The sequence below is a fragment of the Spirosoma taeanense genome (assembly GCF_013127955.1).
Lineage (GTDB): Bacteria > Bacteroidota > Bacteroidia > Cytophagales > Spirosomataceae > Spirosoma > Spirosoma taeanense.
In genome coordinates, this window is the sequence record NZ_CP053435.1 from 870,280 (window position 1) to 888,021 (window position 17,742).

General features: G+C 53.3%; 16 protein-coding genes. 10 read left to right on the forward strand and 6 right to left on the reverse strand.

Annotated elements, in window-relative coordinates; all coding sequences use genetic code 11:
- Positions 1 to 15 precede the first annotated feature (15 nt).
- From HNV11_RS03720 to HNV11_RS03750, 7 genes are all read left to right on the forward strand, one after another.
- Positions 16 to 1,209: a Gfo/Idh/MocA family protein gene (locus tag HNV11_RS03720; protein WP_171738382.1), complete on the forward strand. Its 1,194-nt coding sequence runs from the start codon at positions 16 to 18 to the stop codon at positions 1,207 to 1,209.
- A gap of 113 nt (positions 1,210 to 1,322) precedes the next feature.
- A complete protein-coding gene (locus HNV11_RS03725; RefSeq protein WP_171738383.1) occupies positions 1,323 to 2,105 on the forward strand; it encodes an SDR family NAD(P)-dependent oxidoreductase in 783 nt (260 codons plus the stop codon).
- Complete coding sequence (locus HNV11_RS03730) at positions 2,102 to 2,992, forward strand: ROK family protein (RefSeq protein WP_171738384.1); 891 nt, start codon at positions 2,102 to 2,104, stop codon at positions 2,990 to 2,992. The genes HNV11_RS03725 and HNV11_RS03730 overlap by 4 nt, the downstream gene beginning before the upstream one ends.
- Before the next feature lie 84 nt (positions 2,993 to 3,076).
- The gene (locus HNV11_RS03735; RefSeq protein WP_171738385.1) at positions 3,077 to 3,883 is read left to right on the forward strand and encodes a sugar isomerase domain-containing protein; all 807 of its coding nucleotides are present in this window, start codon (positions 3,077 to 3,079) and stop codon (positions 3,881 to 3,883) included.
- A complete protein-coding gene (locus HNV11_RS03740; protein ID WP_171738386.1) occupies positions 3,880 to 4,389 on the forward strand; it encodes a GNAT family N-acetyltransferase in 510 nt (169 codons plus the stop codon). Before HNV11_RS03735 ends, HNV11_RS03740 begins: the two co-directional genes overlap by 4 nt.
- Positions 4,390 to 4,520: 131 nt before the next feature.
- Positions 4,521 to 5,483, forward strand: coding sequence for a phytanoyl-CoA dioxygenase family protein (locus tag HNV11_RS03745; protein ID WP_171738387.1), 963 nt, complete (start codon positions 4,521 to 4,523; stop codon positions 5,481 to 5,483).
- A 104-nt stretch (positions 5,484 to 5,587) separates the two neighbouring features.
- The gene (locus tag HNV11_RS03750; RefSeq protein WP_171738388.1) at positions 5,588 to 6,616 is read left to right on the forward strand and encodes a methionine synthase; all 1,029 of its coding nucleotides are present in this window, start codon (positions 5,588 to 5,590) and stop codon (positions 6,614 to 6,616) included.
- Between the two features lie 72 nt (positions 6,617 to 6,688).
- Here HNV11_RS03750 and HNV11_RS03755 read toward each other — a convergent pair whose 3' ends face one another.
- Positions 6,689 to 7,015 carry a HesB/IscA family protein gene (locus HNV11_RS03755; protein ID WP_171738389.1) on the reverse strand — a complete coding sequence of 109 codons (327 nt, stop codon included), beginning with the start codon at positions 7,013 to 7,015 and terminating at the stop codon, positions 6,689 to 6,691.
- Positions 7,016 to 7,111: 96 nt separating this feature from the next.
- On the opposite strand from HNV11_RS03755, the gene mce reads away from it, so the two are divergent.
- The 3 genes from mce (at position 7,112) to odhB (ending at position 12,185) form a co-directional block, all read left to right on the forward strand.
- On the forward strand, positions 7,112 to 7,540 hold the full coding sequence (mce, locus tag HNV11_RS03760) for a methylmalonyl-CoA epimerase (RefSeq protein WP_171738390.1): 429 nt from the start codon (positions 7,112 to 7,114) through the stop codon (positions 7,538 to 7,540).
- A gap of 144 nt (positions 7,541 to 7,684) precedes the next feature.
- The gene (locus HNV11_RS03765; RefSeq protein WP_171738391.1) at positions 7,685 to 10,465 is read left to right on the forward strand and encodes a 2-oxoglutarate dehydrogenase E1 component; all 2,781 of its coding nucleotides are present in this window, start codon (positions 7,685 to 7,687) and stop codon (positions 10,463 to 10,465) included.
- Between the two features lie 91 nt (positions 10,466 to 10,556).
- On the forward strand, positions 10,557 to 12,185 hold the full coding sequence (odhB, locus tag HNV11_RS03770) for a 2-oxoglutarate dehydrogenase complex dihydrolipoyllysine-residue succinyltransferase (protein WP_171738392.1): 1,629 nt from the start codon (positions 10,557 to 10,559) through the stop codon (positions 12,183 to 12,185).
- 54 nt (positions 12,186 to 12,239) lie between these two features.
- Here the strand turns inward: odhB and gpmI are convergent, their stop codons facing one another.
- The 5 genes from gpmI to HNV11_RS03795 all read right to left on the reverse strand — a co-directional run bounded on the left by gpmI (position 12,240) and on the right by HNV11_RS03795 (position 17,657).
- On the reverse strand, positions 12,240 to 13,775 hold the full coding sequence (gene gpmI / locus HNV11_RS03775) for a 2,3-bisphosphoglycerate-independent phosphoglycerate mutase (RefSeq protein WP_171738393.1): 1,536 nt from the start codon (positions 13,773 to 13,775) through the stop codon (positions 12,240 to 12,242).
- A gap of 63 nt (positions 13,776 to 13,838) precedes the next feature.
- Entirely contained in the window at positions 13,839 to 14,357 is a 519-nt protein-coding gene (locus HNV11_RS03780; RefSeq protein WP_171738394.1) for a low molecular weight protein-tyrosine-phosphatase, read from the reverse strand.
- A gap of 30 nt (positions 14,358 to 14,387) precedes the next feature.
- Positions 14,388 to 14,699 carry an FtsB family cell division protein gene (locus tag HNV11_RS03785; protein WP_171738395.1) on the reverse strand — a complete coding sequence of 104 codons (312 nt, stop codon included), beginning with the start codon at positions 14,697 to 14,699 and terminating at the stop codon, positions 14,388 to 14,390.
- A gap of 67 nt (positions 14,700 to 14,766) precedes the next feature.
- The gene (eno, locus tag HNV11_RS03790) at positions 14,767 to 16,047 is read right to left on the reverse strand and encodes a phosphopyruvate hydratase (protein WP_171738396.1); all 1,281 of its coding nucleotides are present in this window, start codon (positions 16,045 to 16,047) and stop codon (positions 14,767 to 14,769) included.
- Between the two features lie 143 nt (positions 16,048 to 16,190).
- Positions 16,191 to 17,657, reverse strand: coding sequence for a hypothetical protein (locus HNV11_RS03795; RefSeq protein WP_171738397.1), 1,467 nt, complete (start codon positions 17,655 to 17,657; stop codon positions 16,191 to 16,193).
- Positions 17,658 to 17,742 lie beyond the last annotated feature (85 nt).

Sequence of the window (17,742 nt, forward strand, 5' to 3'; positions counted from 1 at the left end):
CCCTTCGACCTCTCTATGCAACGTATTGCTATGCTCGGTGGCGGCTTCATTGGCCGCTTCTATGCCGATTCACTCCACGGTCAGCGCAGTCGCGACAAAGTCGTCGCCATCTACGCCCGCCGTGAAGAAACCGCCAAAAAATTCGCCGACGATTACGGCTGCTCGTTCCTGTCGACCAATATGGAAGAGGTAATTGCGCATCCGGATGTCAATATGGTGTGCATTGCCCTGCCGAATAATCTGCACGCAGCGGCTGTTGAACTTTGCGCCAAACACAAGAAAAACGTAGTCTGCACCAAACCCCTGGGCCGCACCGCCGACGAAGCGTTACGTATGATGCAACTGGTTGAGGAAGCCGGTATTTTCGGGGGTTACCTGGAAGACCTGTGCTATACGCCCAAATTCCTGAAAGCGATGGATAGCGTACGGAACGGCGCGCTTGGCCGAATTCTCTGGGCCAAATCGCGCGAAACGCATCCGGGGCCGCACTCCAACTGGTTCTGGGATAAGGAGCAGGCCGGCGGGGGCTGTATGCTGGATCTGGGCTGCCACTGCGTCGAAATCGCTCGTAACTTCATCGGAAAGGACGTAAAGCCGGTGGAAGTGATGTGCTGGGCCGCTACCCAGGTGAAACCCATCGAGGCCGAAGACCACGCCATTGCGCTGGTGAAATACGAAAACGGCGCGATTGGTCAGTTTGAAGTGAGCTGGACCTTCCGGGGCGGAATGGATCTGCGCGACGAGGTCATGGGAACCGAAGGCACAATCTGGATTAATAGTTTCCTGCGGACGGGCTTCGAGATGTTCACGACCGGCAAAGGCGCCGATTACGTAGCCGAGAAGGCCGAAAGTAACACCGGCTGGCTCTTCCCCGTTGGCGACGAAGTCAATGATCTGGGCTACAATCACATGTTTACGGATATGTTCGTGTCGGCGGAAGAAGGTCGCCCGCCCGCCGAAACCTTCTACGATGGGTATATAGTAAATGCCATTCTGGATGCGGCCTATAAGTCGGCCAGCACGAAGCAGTGGGAGCCGGTACAGCTACCCGTCTGGCGCGGCAGAGAAGGGCTAACCCAGGAAACCACCCTCACCGAGTATGACGCCGATCATTACCTGATTAAACAGGAGATGACCCACGACGGCCGGAATAAGCTAATTTTAAAAGAAAAGGCCACCGGCAAAATCATTGAGCGGGATCTGGCATGATCTGCCCTAACAGAGCTAGATTGTAAATAATTACGCTGGAGGGCATTTGATCGGTTAATCCAAATAAATTGCCGGTTGTAGTCGATTAATTTACGAAGTACACGGTAAGAACAATGTGGTTAGAGAATAAACGAATCGTAGTTATTGGTGGCACGACCGGCATGGGTCTTTCGGCTGCGCTGGCATTTGTCCGTGAGGGGGCAAATGTGATTGTGGTGGGACGTAATCCGGAAAGCTGTACGGCGGCTGAGGCTCAGCTCGATGGCAACGGCTTAGCCATGTCGGGCGATGCGGGCGATCCGCAGACCGCTTTGAAAGCCATTACGCTCTGTCAGCAGATTTTTGGTGGTTTCAATGGGCTTTATCACGTAGCCGGTGGCAGTGGCCGCCGGTTTGGCGATGGCCCGCTTCACGACCTGACGCTAGACGGCTGGAATTATACCGTCAACCTGAACCTGACTTCACTCATGCTGTCGAATCAGGCGGCTGTCCGGGCGTTTCGAGCGCAGAAAACGGGGGGTACTATCCTGAACATGGGTTCGGTGCTGGGCTCGTCGCCCTCGCCGACCTATTTTGCCACCCATGCCTATGCCGCCATGAAGTCGGCCGTGATCGGGTTCACCAAGTCCGTGGCGGCCTATTACGCTAACGACAATATTCGGGTCAATGTGCTGGCTCCCTCCCTGGTTGAAACACCCATGGCGCAGCGAGCAACCACCAATGAGGCCATTATGGCGTTTACAAAGACAAAACAGCCGCTCGACGGTGGTCGCATTGGTAAGCCCAGCGACCTCGATGGGGCGGCTGTCTATTTTATGTCCGACCAATCGCGCTTCACAACCGGGCAGGTTCTGACCGTTGACGGCGGCTGGAGCGTTAGCGAAGGGCAGTTATGAACGCTATCGGCATTGACCTGGGCGGCACCTGGATTAAAGGTGTGCTGGTGAATATCGACACCGGAGAGGTTCTCAGGCAACTCTACCAGCCGACCAACGGCGAAAAAGACTGGAAACAGGCCGTTGCCGAAACCGTTGATGCTCTGCGCCAGCAGGCAGCCGGGTCTGTACGGGCTGTGGGGCTATCGGCCCCCGGTTTGCCGAATGAAACAAATCAATACATTGCGTTCATGCCCGGTCGGCTGAGCGGACTGGAAGGTCTGCACTGGGGGCACTTCCTGAACGGTCGGGTCCATGTCGTCAATGATGCGCACGCGGCTTTGCTGGCCGAAGCGCGGTTTGGCGTGGCCAGAGGTCATAAACATGTTGTCATGCTCACGCTCGGCACGGGCGTTGGGGGCGGGGTTCTGATCGATGGCAAACTTTACCAGGGTAATTTCCAGAAAGCTGGTCACGTTGGGCACATGACGGTTGATTCGAGTGGGGACCGCGACATTACGGGCGCACCGGGAAGTCTGGAAGACGCTATCGGCAACGCAACTATTGAACGTCGGTCGCTGGGGCGGTTTACGTCTACCTACCAACTTCTCGAAGCCTATAAGAGAGCCGATTATTTTGCCCAGTGGGTCTGGCTGTCGTCGGTTCAGAAACTGGCCGTGGGCATTACGTCGCTTATCAACTGTTTCTCGCCTGATCTGGTTGTGCTGGGCGGAGGTATTACGCAGGCTGAAGACGATCTGTTATTACCCTTGGCCGAATTTATGGCTTTATACGAATGGCGGCCCGGTGGTCAGACAACACCCATTAAAATTGCTCAGTTCGGCGATATGGCCGGTGCCATTGGTGCCGCAAGTTTTGCCGTTCAGTCTGAACCGGACATTGGATAAGCAAACGGATACGTACCTTTCCTGTCCTGATATTATCATCCGGCTTTCCAACAGCTGGTGTTCGCTTCCTAAACTCGAAAACTCTTGGTTCAGACTTACATTCAAAAATGCCGGGCGATTCTCGACACCGTCGAAGCGCAGGAAACGCAGATTCAGCAGGCAGCCCGCTGGTTTGCGGATACGATTCTGGCGGGACGGATGGTGCATGTTTTCGGGTCGGGTCACAGCCGGATTATGGTCGAGGAGATGTGGCCGCGCTACGGTTCGTTTCCGGGCTTTAATCCCATTGTAGAACTGTCCCTAACCTTTCATAACCTCGTTGTCGGGGCGAACGGGCAGCGGCAGGCGATGTTTCTGGAAAACGTGCCGGGGCTGGCCGACCGAATTCTACGTAACTACGATCTGTCGGCGCAGGATTCGGCGCTCGTCATCTCGTCGTCGGGCTGCAACATCGTGCCCATCGAAATGGCCGAACTGTTTCAGCAGAAAGGGGTTAAGGTTGTTGCCCTACTTACACAGGAACATTCCGAAAAAAGCCTCAGCAAACGCACCGATGGAAAAAAACTTGGTGCTTTTGCCGACCTGATTCTAGATACCGGTGCACCCGTTGGCGACGCTATGCTGACCGTGCCGGGGCTGGATACGCCCGTAGCGCCGGGCAGCACAGTAGGCGGGGCTGTGCTCATAAATTGTATTAAAGCTGAAGTGGCTCGGCTTCTGACCGAAGCCGGTCAGCCGCCCAAAGTTCTGAGTGCGGGCGTCGTAGTAGGGGCGCAGCGGGCTGTCGAGCTGTTTGAGTCGGCGTATGACGAACATGCGCACCGGCTGGCAAAACTGTATGCAAACGTAGGCGTCGCGAGCTACGTAAGCGGAACGAGCGCTGAGTTATGATTGAAACGTCCCGTCTGACCTTATTACCTCTGACGCTCGACCAGCTTCGGCTTTACGTTGCCGATAACCATAGACTTGAGCAGACGCTGAACCTAAAACCGGGCTATCGGCGTGTGGTGGAACCGCTGCTGAGTATCATAGTCCATTTTACCATTCCGCGCCTGAAAGACCCGGCTTTCAATCCGATTTATCATACGCTCTGGATTGCCATTGACCGGGACCGCCAGCAGATTGTTGCCGAAGCCAAATTTAAGGGCGAACCCGACGAAACCGGCACTGTCGAGATCGGTTACGGCACCTACCCGGCCTTTCAGCGACAGGGCTACATGAGCGAGATGGTTGGTGGCATGATGAACTGGGTGGCTCAGCAACCGAACGTCCGGCGTATTGTGGCCGATACGGACGTGGAGAACGTAGCGTCGCAGAAAGTCCTGTCGAAGAACGGTTTTCGGCTGTTTGACCGGATGGAACAAATGTTGTGGTGGGAGTACTGCCTAACGGAGTAGAGAAACGTAAAGGGCAGGTTTTATACCGATTAATAAATTAAGCATCCGCCCAAAAAGCGGTTGAACCGGCTTAACCGCCAATAATTTATCTTATCTCAATAACTGTTCCTTCCCTATACACCGAAGTCACTATGAAAAACGTCGCCGTAGCGCAGAAGATGAATCTGCCGTGGGTCGAATCTCCCTTCTTCAATGATTTATTACTGAAAAGAAACCTGACGCCGGAACAGCGCGAAAGAGTTGTTCACTACAACCGTGAAGGTTTTTTGCTACTTCATCAGCAGGTTAGCCACGACCTCATTGACCGCACGCTCCGCGAAATAGAATCAGAATATCCCGCCAATGTGGGCGAACAACCCAGCCGGCACCAGGACCTCTGGAAAAAGTATGCATCGGTGCGGGAAATAGCCAGTCAGCCGCAGATTTTCGACGTTCTTCGGCTGCTGTATGAACGGGAGCCGATTCCCTTTCAAACGCTCAATTTTAAATTCGGTACCCAGCAGCGTGCTCATTCCGATACCATCCACTTCAGCAGCGTACCGGCCCGGTTTATGTGTGGCGTTTGGGTCGCTATGGAAGAAACCAATGCCAATAACGGGCCGCTGTTTTACTATCCCCGGTCGCACCGGCAGAAAGAGTTTAACTACTTCGACATTGGTATCGAAGCCGAAGAAAATTACGCCGAATACCCTCATTACGAAGAGTTCATGGAGGAATTTATGGAAACTAACGGCTATCAGCGGCAGGAAATCCATATGCAGAAAGGCGATGTGCTGATCTGGTCGTCCAATCTGGTACACGGCGGCATGCCCATCAAAGGCGGAAACGTAACGCGCTGGTCGCAGGTAACGCACTATTATTTTGAGGGCTGCATGTATTACTCGCCCCGCTTCTCGGATATGTTCGCCAACAACCTTAATCTGCGGCATGTCGTCAATATTGCTACCGGTAAGGTGATTCAACATAGCGAGAATGGCCGGCCGATCGAAACGATAAATACAGGAAAGTTTCGGTACGCTGTCAGCCACAATTTCACCCTGCCTGTTCTGCTGAAAGAAGTGTTCAAAAAAGTTCTGGGCAGAAAGCCATTCTGACGGTTGAACTAATGAATGGGTGACCAAATCAGTAGTTTCGCCGGGGGCAGGTCTCTTGGTTCTGTGCCCACGGTGTGGGTTAATCCAGATAACGTACTACCCGCTTGCAACCCGTTCCTATCAAAACCACGGTCGTCGGCTCCATGCCGTTTCCCGGCTGGCTGGAGTTTTCCAGCCAGAATCTTCATCAGTTTGGGCCGGCCGACATTCATGAAATGATTGAAGACGCCGTCGTGGCGTCCATTCATGATCAGGTTGCTGCCGGATTAGATGTCATTACGGATGGCGAACAAACCCGCTTCGATTTTAACCTGTCGTTTTACGGCTACATCAACGGCATTCAGAACAACGAGACGGAACTGCGTCGGTTTGGGCCGCCCGCCCACGACCAGCGGGGAAAGCACAATATCGTAGAGCCACTGACGGCCCCCAGAGGTCTGGGCGTAGTTGAGGAATACCAGCGGCTGAAACGGTTAGCGCCCGAAGGGCAGGGGCTAAAAGTTTCGATTCCGGGGCCTTACACCCTCAGCGGTCGGTTGCTGCCGGGTAGTTTATATAAAGACCGCTGGGAAGTGACCGAAGCGCTTCTGCCGCTGGTGCGCAAGGAAATTGCCGACCTGGTTGCGCTCGGGGTGCCTGAAATCTGCGTCGATGAGCCTTCCATGTCCTGTTACGCTTACCGCGAGGACACGAAGCGGTTTGTCGATATTTTCAACCGTACCGTCGCGCCGGGCGTGGGTAAAACCCGACTGTCCATGCATCTCTGCTTCGGTAATTATAAAGGCCGGTCGGTCGGTAAAAAGACGATTGCACCCATGCTGCCCGATTTTCTGGATATGGCCGTCGACGAGCTTCACGCCGAGATGACGATTCTGAATTTTGCGGAGGTCAACCTACTAGAGCGGTTTTCCGAGAAATTTGATGTAGCCGTTGGGGTAATCGACGTCAAGAGCTACTACATCGAAACGCCCGACGACGTAGCCGAGCGCATCCGGAAGTGTCTGCCCTACGTTCCTGCGGAGAAACTGGCCGTTGCGCCTGACTGTGGCCTGAGTCAGACGGCGCGCTGGGCCGCCAGACAGAAACTGGCCAATATGGTGGCCGGGGCAAAAAAGGTGCGGGCCGAACTTTAAGCTGGTCGGCCAAAAAAAGGCTGCTTTGCAAAGCAGCCTTATACGAAAAGCATAGGTGGTCGGTTCTGCAGGCTACACAGCAAAGCTCTCTCCGCATCCGCAGGTACGGGTAGCGTTGGGGTTTTTGAACTGGAAGCCTTTACCATTCAGACCGTCCGAGAAGTCGAGTTCAGTGCCGGCCAGATACAGCAGACTCTTCCGGTCAACCAGAATCTTAATGCCTTTATCTTCAACAACATGATCCGTCGGCTGCTGCGTAGCGTCGAACTGCAATTCATACATCAGGCCCGAGCAACCTCCGCCCTGCACAGCCACGCGGATAGCGTAGTCCTCAGCAAGGCCGTCTTTCTGGCGGAGTTCAACGATTTTGTTTTTGGCGATCTCTGAGACAGTAACCATGGTCGTAATGGAATCGGATTTGGCGCAAATCAATGCTAACTTACTAACTTTCGGCCGGACGGAAAAGTTCTTTCCTGTATCCGCCAGCTCGATACTATGCTCACCAATATAGAACACATTGGCATTGCGGTACGCAATATAGCTGCATCCAATGATCTCTTTACGAAGCTGTTGAACACTGCACCGTATAAAGCCGAAACCGTCGAGTCGGAAGGCGTAACAACTTCGTTCTTTCGGGTCAATCAAACCAAACTCGAACTGCTGGAAGCGACCAGCCCCAACAGTCCGATTGCCCGCTTCCTGGAAAAGAAAGGGGAGGGCATCCACCATATCGCGTTTGAAGTCGATGATATTCTGGCCGAGATGGAACGGTTAAAAACGGAAGGGTTTATGCTTTTAAACGAGACGCCCAGGCCCGGTGCAGATAATAAACTGGTTTGTTTTCTGCACCCGAAAGGTACGAACGGCGTACTGATCGAACTCTGTCAGGAACGCAACAAACCGACTTCTGAACCATTGGAGTAACCATCAACTAAACCCGACTTTACGCTGTTATACCAACAAGGGCGTCGTAATCAAGAGGAAGCCAGATAAAAACCCTAAATTTTGCGGTCAACTGTTTGGCTGATACGCTACCTTTGCGAGTCAAAACAACGACGCGCCCCCGTCATGGATCAGTACTCATATATCGCCAATTCCGACGCGGCTTACGTAGACCAACTGTATCAGTCTTATAAGCAAGACCCTCAATCAGTTGACGAGAGCTGGCGGCAATTTTTTAAAGGATTCGAGTTTTCGTTGACCTATGGTGAGAAAACCAATGGTAACGGCGGCTCCGCTAAGACAAATGGTGCGGCTGTTGCCTCGGCTAACGGCAGCCAGACGGCCCCAAAGCCGGTTGATGCCAGCCATGCCGAAAAGGAGGTATCCGTAGCCAGTCTGATCAAGGCCTATCGGTCGCGTGGGCACCTGCTGGCCAAAACCAACCCGCTCCGCGCCCGCAAGGATCGTCAGCCGCGCGTAGACCTGCCCGACTACGCCCTGTCGGACGCCGACCTCGACACTACGTTTGAATCGGGTAAGCTGCTCGGTATTGGCCCCGCAACGCTGCGAACTATCATGGAATCGCTGCGCAAGATTTACGCGGGTAATATTGGTTTCGAGTACATGTACATCCGCGAACTGGATGTCAAGAACTGGCTGCGTAACAAGATCGAGAAAGAAGCGCTGGTATTCATGCCTACGCTCGATGAAAAGAAGCGCATTCTGGAAAAGCTGAACGAAGCCACGGTTTTCGAAAACTTCCTGGCAACAAAGTATCTTGGCCAGAAACGTTTCTCGCTCGAAGGGGGCGAAACAACCATTCCGGCCTTGGACGCAATTATTCGGACCGCAGCCGACATGGGCGTTGAAGAGGTGATGATCGGTATGGCGCACCGGGGGCGGCTTAACGTTCTGGCTAATATCCTTGGCAAAGCCTACGAGAGCATCTTCGACGGTTTCGAAGGAAACGTACCGGAGCAGGTGCAGGGCGATGGCGACGTAAAATATCACCTGGGCTATTCCAGCCTGACCGAAACCCCGTCGGGCAAGCAGATCAGCGTTAAGCTGGCGCCAAACCCCTCGCACCTGGAGGCCGTGAACCCGGTTGTTGAAGGGTTCGTACGGGCACAGGCCGACGAAGAATACAACAGCGACTTCACCAAGATTATGCCTATCCTGATTCATGGCGATGCCGCCGTGGCCGGACAGGGTATTGTTTATGAAGTGACGCAGATGGCCAAGCTGGCGGGTTATCAGACCGGCGGTACGGTGCATTTTGTGATTAATAACCAGGTTGGTTTCACGACCGACTTCGAAGACGCCCGGTCGTCCATCTATTGTTCCGACATCGCCAAAATCATTGACGCGCCTATTTTCCACGTCAACGGCGACGATCCGGAAGCAGTCATTTTCTGCGCCAAGCTGGCGGTTGAATTCCGGGAGAAGTTCAACCGGGATGTGTTTATCGATATGGTCTGCTACCGGCGATATGGACATAACGAGTCCGACGAGCCGAAGTTCACGCAGCCGACGATGTATAACATCATCGACAAGCACGCCAATCCGCGCGAACTCTATAACAAACTACTGATTGAACGGGGTGATGTGGACGCCGAGCTGGCCAACCGCATGGATACCGAGTTCAAAAAGCAGTTGCAGGACCGGCTCGACCGCGTAAAGCAGAAGGCCGAGATACCCTATAAACCCCTGCGGTTAGACCTGGACTGGGCGGAGCTTCGGTTCGCCGAACCACAGGATTTTACTCACTCGCCTGAAACCGGCGTTTCGCTGGAAACCCTCGAAACCGTTGGCAAGGCGCTGGTTCAGCTTCCGGAAGGCTTTAAGCCGCTTAAGCAGATTGATAAGCTGCTGAGAGACCGGCAGACAATGCTGACCGAGACAAAAATGGTGAACTGGGGTACGGCCGAACTGCTGGCCTATGGTTCGCTGCTGGTTGAAGGGAAACCGGTTCGGCTCAGTGGGCAGGATGTACAGCGGGGAACGTTCTCACATCGTCATGCCGTGCTGCACGATGTCGAAACGAATCAATCTTATTCGTCGCTGGATCACATTCGGGAAGGTCAGCAGAAATTCCAGGTCTATAACTCGCTGCTGTCGGAGTATGGTGTACTCGGTTTTGAGTACGGATACGCAATGGCGAACCCCCATGCGCTGGTCATTTGGGAAGCTCAGTTCGGTGATTTCTCGAACGGCGCTCAGCTGATCATTGACCAGTTTATTGCCGCTGCTGAATCGAAGTGGGGTATCCAGAATGGCGTAACGCTGCTCTTGCCCCATGGATACGAAGGCCAGGGGCCCGAGCACTCCAATGCCCGGCCCGAACGCTATCTGCAGCTCTACGCAGAATACAATATGGTGGTGGCCAACATTACCACACCGGCCAACTTCTTCCACCTGATGCGTCGGCAACTGGCGTGGCCATTCCGCAAGCCGCTCGTTGTGATGTCGCCGAAATCGCTGTTACGGCATCCGAAGTGCATTTCACCCCTGGAAGACCTGACCAAAGGCTCGTTCCAGGAGGTGCTGGGCGACAACTATGCCGATCCCAAAAAGGTGAAACGGGTGCTGCTGTGTACGGGCAAGATTTACTATGATCTGCTGGATAAGCAACAGGCCGATCAGCGGACCGACGTTGCCATTGTTCGGCTGGAGCAGTTGGCTCCGCTGCCCAAAACGCAGCTGGATGCGATTCTGAACCAGTACAAAAAAGCCGAAATGTTCTGGGTACAGGAAGAACCCGAGAACATGGGCTACTGGACGTATCTGCTGCGTATTGGCTTAAACCTGCCGATCATTTCGCGCGAAGCGGCTGCTTCGCCGGCCACTGGTTACGCTAAAGTGCATACCCAGGAACAAGCCGATATTGTTCGGAGAGCTTTTGAATAACTAATAGTCGATCAGTTGGTCAGTCAGTGCAGTCGTGAAGTGATTTTCGATGAATACGGATTGATTAACTGACTGACCAACTAACTGCTATATGGCCGTTGATATGAAAATCCCCGCTGTAGGGGAATCCATTACTGAAGTAACCGTTGGCACCTGGTATAAGAAAGAAGGCGATCAGGTGAAAATGGACGACGTCCTTTGCGGACTCGATTCTGATAAGGCAACGTTTGAACTGACGGCCGAATCAGACGGTATTCTGCATATTCTGGCGCAGGAAGGCGACGTGCTTCCCATTGGAGCCAGCATCTGCACTATTGACGATGGCGCGGCTGCCTCCAATGGGGCCGCAACGCCTGCTTCAACCGAACCGGCAAAGGCCGAAGCGCCCAAAGCTGAACCCGCAAAATCTGCTGAGTCAGCACCAGCACTTCAGGCCGTGGCAGAACCGGCTGCTGCGCCGGTAGCAACTGGCTCAAGTGTGATTGAGATGAAAGTACCAGCCGTAGGGGAATCCGTTACGGAAGTGACCATTGCGTCGTGGAGCAAGAAAGACGGTGATCAGGTAGCGCTGGACGAAGTGCTGTGCGAGCTGGAATCGGACAAAGCTACGTTTGAGCTTCCTGCCGAAGCTGCCGGTACGCTCCGGATTGTAGCGCAGGCAGGCGAAACGCTGCCCATTGGTGCGCTGATTGCCAAGATTGAAACGGGTGCTTCCGCGGGAACTTCCCAACCTGCTCCTGCTCAGCCAGCACCGCAGCAGACTACGGCTCTGTCAAGCAACGGATCGAGTCAGCATGGTAGCGCGCAACCGGGCTACGCGGCTAATCATCCGTCGCCCGCAGCCGCCAAAATTCTGGACGAAAAAGGCGTTTCGGCCCAGCAGGTTCAGGGTACGGGTGTAGGTGGACGTATCACGAAGGAAGATGCGCTGAAAGCCCAGCCCGCTCCGGCACAAACGGCTCCTGCCCAGCCTGCGGCTAAACCGTCAGCACCGGCACCCGCTCCGGCTGCTTCGGGTAATCGTGAACAGCGCCGTGAGAAAATGACCTCGCTGCGTCGGACGATTGCACGCCGACTGGTCGCTGTGAAGAATGAAACGGCCATGCTCACTACCTTCAACGAGGTGGACATGAAGCCGATCATGGATCTGCGCAATAAGTATAAAGATAAGTTCAAAGAGAAAAACGGTGTGGGCCTTGGGTTTATGTCGTTCTTCACGAAAGCCGTCTGCATTGCGCTGAAGGAGTTCCCGGCCGTGAACGCCCAGATCGATGGCGATCAAATCGTGTACAACGATTTCTGCGACGTATCCATCGCGGTTTCGACCGACCGGGGCCTTGTGGTTCCGGTGATTCGGAATGCTGAGCAGATGAGCTTTGCCCAGATTGAGAAAGAGATCGTGCGGCTGGCTGGTCTGGCCCGGGACAATAAGCTGACGATCGAGCAGATGACCGGCGGTACGTTCACCATCACGAATGGCGGTACGTTCGGCTCCATGCTGTCAACGCCGATCATTAACGCTCCGCAGTCGGCTATTCTGGGTATGCACAACATCGTTGAGCGGCCCGTGGTCGTTAACGGTGAGATTGTGATCCGGCCGATTATGTATGTAGCGCTGTCATACGATCACCGCATCATCGACGGTAAAGAGTCCGTGAGCTTCCTGGTCCGTGTGAAGCAGATTCTAGAAGATCCAACGCGAATCCTGCTGGATATGTAATAACCATTAACATAAAAAAGCCGCTCTGAATTGGTCAGAGCGGCTTTTTTATATCTATTCGTTTATCAAACTGATGCCTGTCATTTCGGGCGGTTTCGGAATGCCCATCAGGTGCAGGATAGTGGGTGCAATATCAGCAAGTTTACCGTTGTTTAGCTTTGGTTGGTAATCGTTATCCACCAGAATGCACGGAACCAGGTTGGTGGTGTGCGCAGTATTGGGCGAGCCATCCTCGTTGATCATGAACTCAGCATTGCCATGATCGGCAATAATAATCGTTGAATAACCATGATCCAGGGCCGCCTGCGTAACGGCTTTGGCGCAGGCATCGGCGGTTTCAGCCGCTTTAATAACAGCCTCGAAAACGCCCGTATGACCCACCATGTCGGTATTGGCAAAGTTCAGGCAGATAAAATCGGTTTCCTCGTTCTGCAGCTCAGGAACAATAGCATCGCGAATGTCATAAGCGGCCATTTCTGGTTTCTGATCGTAGGTTTTAACGTCTTTTGGCGACGGGCACAGAATCCGCTTCTCACCGGTAAAGGGTTCCTCGCGGCCACCGGAGAAGAAAAACGTAACGTGCGGGTATTTTTCTGTTTCCGCAATTCGAATCTGCTTCCGGCCGGCGCCGGCAATAACTTCACCCAGCGTATTCTGCAGATTGTCTTTCTCAAAAATGACTTTGACGCCTTCAAAGTCATCGTCGTACTTGGTCAAGGTAACGTAATTCAGCGCCAGCTTTTTCATGCCCTGCTCCGGAAAATCTTTCTGGGTCAGCGCCTGCGTAATTTCGCGGCCCCTGTCGGTCCGGAAGTTAAAGCAAAGCACTACGTCACCGTCTTCAATGACCGCTATGGGCGAGCCATCGGCTCTGGTTGCGATGATTGGCTTCACAAATTCGTCGGTTACGCCCGCATCATACGAAGCCTGCAACGCAGCCGTAACGGCATCCGGCGAAACTGGTTGACCGGTGCCGTGAACCATAGCGTCGTAAGCCACCCGAACGCGCTCCCAGCGGTTGTCGCGGTCCATGGCGTAGTAACGGCCCACAACGCTGGCAATCTGGCCGGTTGTTGCGGCCATGTGCCCTTGTAGTTCCGTCAGAAAACCAACCCCACTCTTTGGGTCGGTATCGCGGCCGTCGGTAAAGGCATGGACAAAGACATTGGTCAGGCCGTGATTCTGAGCAATCGAAAGAAGCCCTTTGAGGTGGTCAATATGCGCATGAACGCCCCCGTCGGAAACCAGACCAATAAAGTGAACCTTCCTGCCCGACGTTCTGGCGTAATTCAGGGCGTCAGTCAGGACAGGTTCGGTATCTAATGTGTGCTCATCAACTGCCTTGTTGATTTTGACCAGGTCCTGATACACGACCCGACCCGCGCCGAGGTTCATGTGGCCTACTTCCGAGTTGCCCATCTGCCCGGACGGCAGACCAACCGCCAGTCCAGAGGCTTCCAGCAGACTGTTGGAGTATTTCGGGTAAAGTGACCGCATGAAGGGGACACTGGCCGCTTCGATGGCCGATACTTCGGGCTTGAGGGGAATCCCCCAGCCATCAAGTATGATAAGAATGACCTTTTTGTTCATATGCAACGGGTGAAAAAGCAGAAGAGCGAATGAGTGAAAAGCTGACGCATGAGAGCCGCTTGTTCATTCATTCACTCGTTCGCTCTTTACATAGTCAAGTTCATGCTGCTGCGCAAGGTACACCAGTAACTGTCGACAGCAGCGCAGGCAGATCTGGTAAACTTCTTCAAATACCTCCGGGCCTTCATAATAAGGATCGGGCACGTCTGGTTGGTCGCCGACTTGCGGATCAAATTCGCGCAGCAGAAAAATGGTATCGGTTGTATGCAGACCGGTGCTTCGATAGTTCAGTTTTTCAATGGCTTCGAGGTTTGCCTCGTCCATCGCCACAAAATAAGTGAACTGGGCCAAGTCTTCGCCGGTCATGCGTCGGGCGCGATGGGTGAGAGTCAGATTGTGCTCAAGCGCGTTCTCGCGGGTCCGGCGGTCGGGTAACTGCCCCAAGTGAAACGATGAGGTACCGGCCGAATCGCAATGAAGCAGCTCACTCAGCCCGGCTTCGGCTACTAATGACCGAAATACGCCTTCTGCTACCGGCGACCGGCAGATGTTGCCGTAACAAACGAAAAGCACGGAAAGCATAGTGGCGATCTTCAGCAAACAATCAGCTTACTACTTCTCAATCGGTTCATTCTGTTCATCGACGATGACAAACACATCTTCGGTCGGCTTTTTCATCAGGTACTTCTCCCGGGCGAATTTTTCGCGAAGCCGGTCATTGCCCAGCACTTCGCGCCGTTCAACCTGCAGGCGGCTAATCTGCTCCTGATAATACGTCGCTTCCTTTTCCAGCTCGTGCAGTTTCCACCAGTTCCGGGCCTGCGTAACCAGATCATTGGCGTCAAAAAACAGCATCCAGACCAGCAATGCCAAGCCCGTGGCCACGTAAAAATTACGAACGGAGCGGAAGAGACGATTGAGCATGACTATATAGGATACAGGCGGTACGATAAATGGCACTTAGTCATTCATCGTACCGCCTTACGTCGTTTTAAAACTTCAATCCGGGAAAATACGCCGATTCGCCCAGTTCTTCTTCAATGCGGATCAACTGGTTATACTTCGCCATCCGGTCCGAACGCGAAGCCGAGCCGGTCTTGATCTGACCCGTGTTGAGGGCAACCGCGAGGTCGGCAATGGTCGCGTCTTCGGTTTCGCCCGAACGGTGCGACATAACGCTCTTGTACGAATTCCGCTTGCCGAGATTTACGGCGTCGATTGTCTCGGTCAGCGAACCAATCTGGTTAACTTTAATCAGGATCGCGTTGGCAATGCCTTTGTCGATTCCTTCCTGCAGGCGCGTTACGTTGGTTACGAACAGGTCGTCGCCCACGAGTTGAGTTTTCTTGTCTTTCAGCGCGTCGGTTTGCATCTTCCAGCCATCCCAGTCGTCTTCGGCCATTCCGTCTTCGATAGAGAGGATTGGGTATTTACTCACCCACTCTTTCCAGTAGTTGGCCATTTCGGACGAGGTCAGTTTGTCGCCCGATGACTTTTTGAAGTGGTAGACTTTCGCGTCGGCATCGTAGAACTCCGAGCTGGCCGCGTCCATGGCGATCCAGACATCTTCGCCCGGCCGGTAACCTGCCTTTTCAATTGCCTGCAGAATCGTCTGAATGGCTTCTTCGTTCGATTTAATGTTGGGCGCAAATCCACCTTCGTCGCCGACGTTGGTAGCCAGACCCATACCTTTCAGAACTTTCTTAAGCGTATGGAAAATTTCCGTACCCATCCGCAGGGCTTCCGAGAAGCTCGATGCGTTGGCCGGCATGACCATGAACTCCTGAAAATCAATCGAGTTATCAGCATGAGAGCCTCCGTTCAGAATGTTCATCATTGGAACGGGCAGCGTGTTGGCGTTAACACCGCCGATATACCGATATAAAGGAAGACCGGCTTCCTGAGCTGCGGCTTTGGCAGCGGCCAGCGATACGCCCAGAATAGCGTTTGCTCCTAAGCGGCCTTTGTTCGGCGTGCCGTCCAGTTCCAGCATGATTTTATCAATCATACCTTGCTCGAAAACGGAAATGCCGACCAGTTCCGGAAAAATCAGTTCGTTTACGTTGGAAACGGCTTTTAGAACGCCTTTGCCGACGTAAACCTTCGGGTCGTCGTCGCGGAGTTCAACCGCTTCGTGTGAGCCAGTGGATGCGCCCGACGGCACGGCCGCGCGGCCTAAGAAACCGTTTTCGGTCCGAACGTCTACCTCAACGGTCGGGTTGCCTCGAGAATCCAGAATTTGCCGGGCATGAATGCTTTGGATGGTACTCATTGCAGAAAATAAGAAGGGTTAACAACGAAAAAGCCAATTTTTTCGGTGGTGATTACCAAGTTGTTGCAGGAACCGGGTAAACCGACGCAAAGTAACAAAATACGAGGCAAACTTCAGACCGGTCAGACAAAACCGCGTTAAATCTAGCTTTCCTGGCTCGCATCAATTTTTTTAACCACCTCGTTATTAAGTATATACGTAAACATGCGCCGATCAAGCGTTGTAGGGACTCGCTCAACGGCTTCGTTGATATCCCAGAGCAGCTTTATTTTTAGATTAATGCCTTTGATGACGTCAGCTCGCACCCGGCGTTGGTTGTCCAGGGTTTTGTCGGTAATCTTCAGCAATTCATTGAGTTGTTCACCACTGATGCCGCCCGTTGTCTGCGCCCGTAGCAGGGCCTCAAATACTTCCTTTTCCTGCGGGTTGAGAACAGACAACTGGCTGATTCGGGTGGGCTCCTGGTGAGCAGTGGGAGTCGGCTTTGCTACGGCTTTTTTGTGCCGCAATCTCCAGAATAAGTTAGCGCCTATACCAACCAGTAGCAGAGTCCCCAATGTACAGACAGCCCAAAGGATAGAATTATCCTCGGTTTCGTAGAAAGCGCCAATAGGCCGGGCGTCGCGCCAGATCTGAGCAATGGGTAACTTGATGATGCGAACGCCTGCCTCTGAGTTATCTGCCACATTCCGGCGAAAATGCAGCGTATTCTGCCACACATAACTATGGTATACATCCCGCTCGCCATTAGCCAGTACATTACCCAGCAATTTATCAGTATCCCGCCAAAGTCTGGCTTCGTTACGAACCGCGTCGAACACCAGAAAGGTTGTCAGCGGGTTGTCGTAAAAGCAAAGTATAAAGTATCGGTTAATCTGAAACCAGCTCGCCTTGCTCAGAATATCGAATTGTAGATGTTCGCGCACTGCTGATGACGTTTGCCCAACCTTCCGCCAGGTATTGCTGGCGAATGAGAACTGATAGACGCCCTCGTCCCAGTGAAACCCGCCCTGGTGCTCAGAGTCATTCTGATGAAAGCTCAGGGCAGAGATAAAGGCGTCGACTTCGGGCACATAGCCGTTGAATCCCTGATAGATTGAGGCAGGCGCGTTCGTGGCAGAATTCAGACTTTCCCATTCATTCGTGGCAGCCTTGTAATACGCCAGAATGTTGTTTGTATGCCAGAATCCGTAACCGCCGAAACTGTGCAGGATACCCTTTCGTATGAACTTCGCCGAATGGCAGTTATAGCCTCTAAAAAATGTTTTATCCAATCGTTCCAGCCGCCTTGTCTGCCGATTGAATTGGTAAACCTGCTGCGTACAGTTAACCAGCAGGAGACGATTAGTCGAATCGACCGGGAAGCTTTCAACGCGGGTGGGTGACGGAAACTCACCCGAAACAACACCTTGCAGTTCTATAACGCCCTGTAGTTGCCAGATGCCCGGTCTGGTTTCGACTTCCAGCGTTTTTTTATTCGTATCAATTCGGTGCAGTCGGCCGTCGGGCGCGTCGGGCCAGGTCAGGACGGCGGCATAACTATGTCCCGTTTGTAGTCCGAAGAGCAAGTGGACTAATAACCAGATATATAACTGACAATAACGACTCATGATGGGGATGGATAAAAGCCAATGCAGACAAATATGTCTTTATTCCCGGATATGTGAGGAAGGGAAATCACGGAAATTTTCTTGC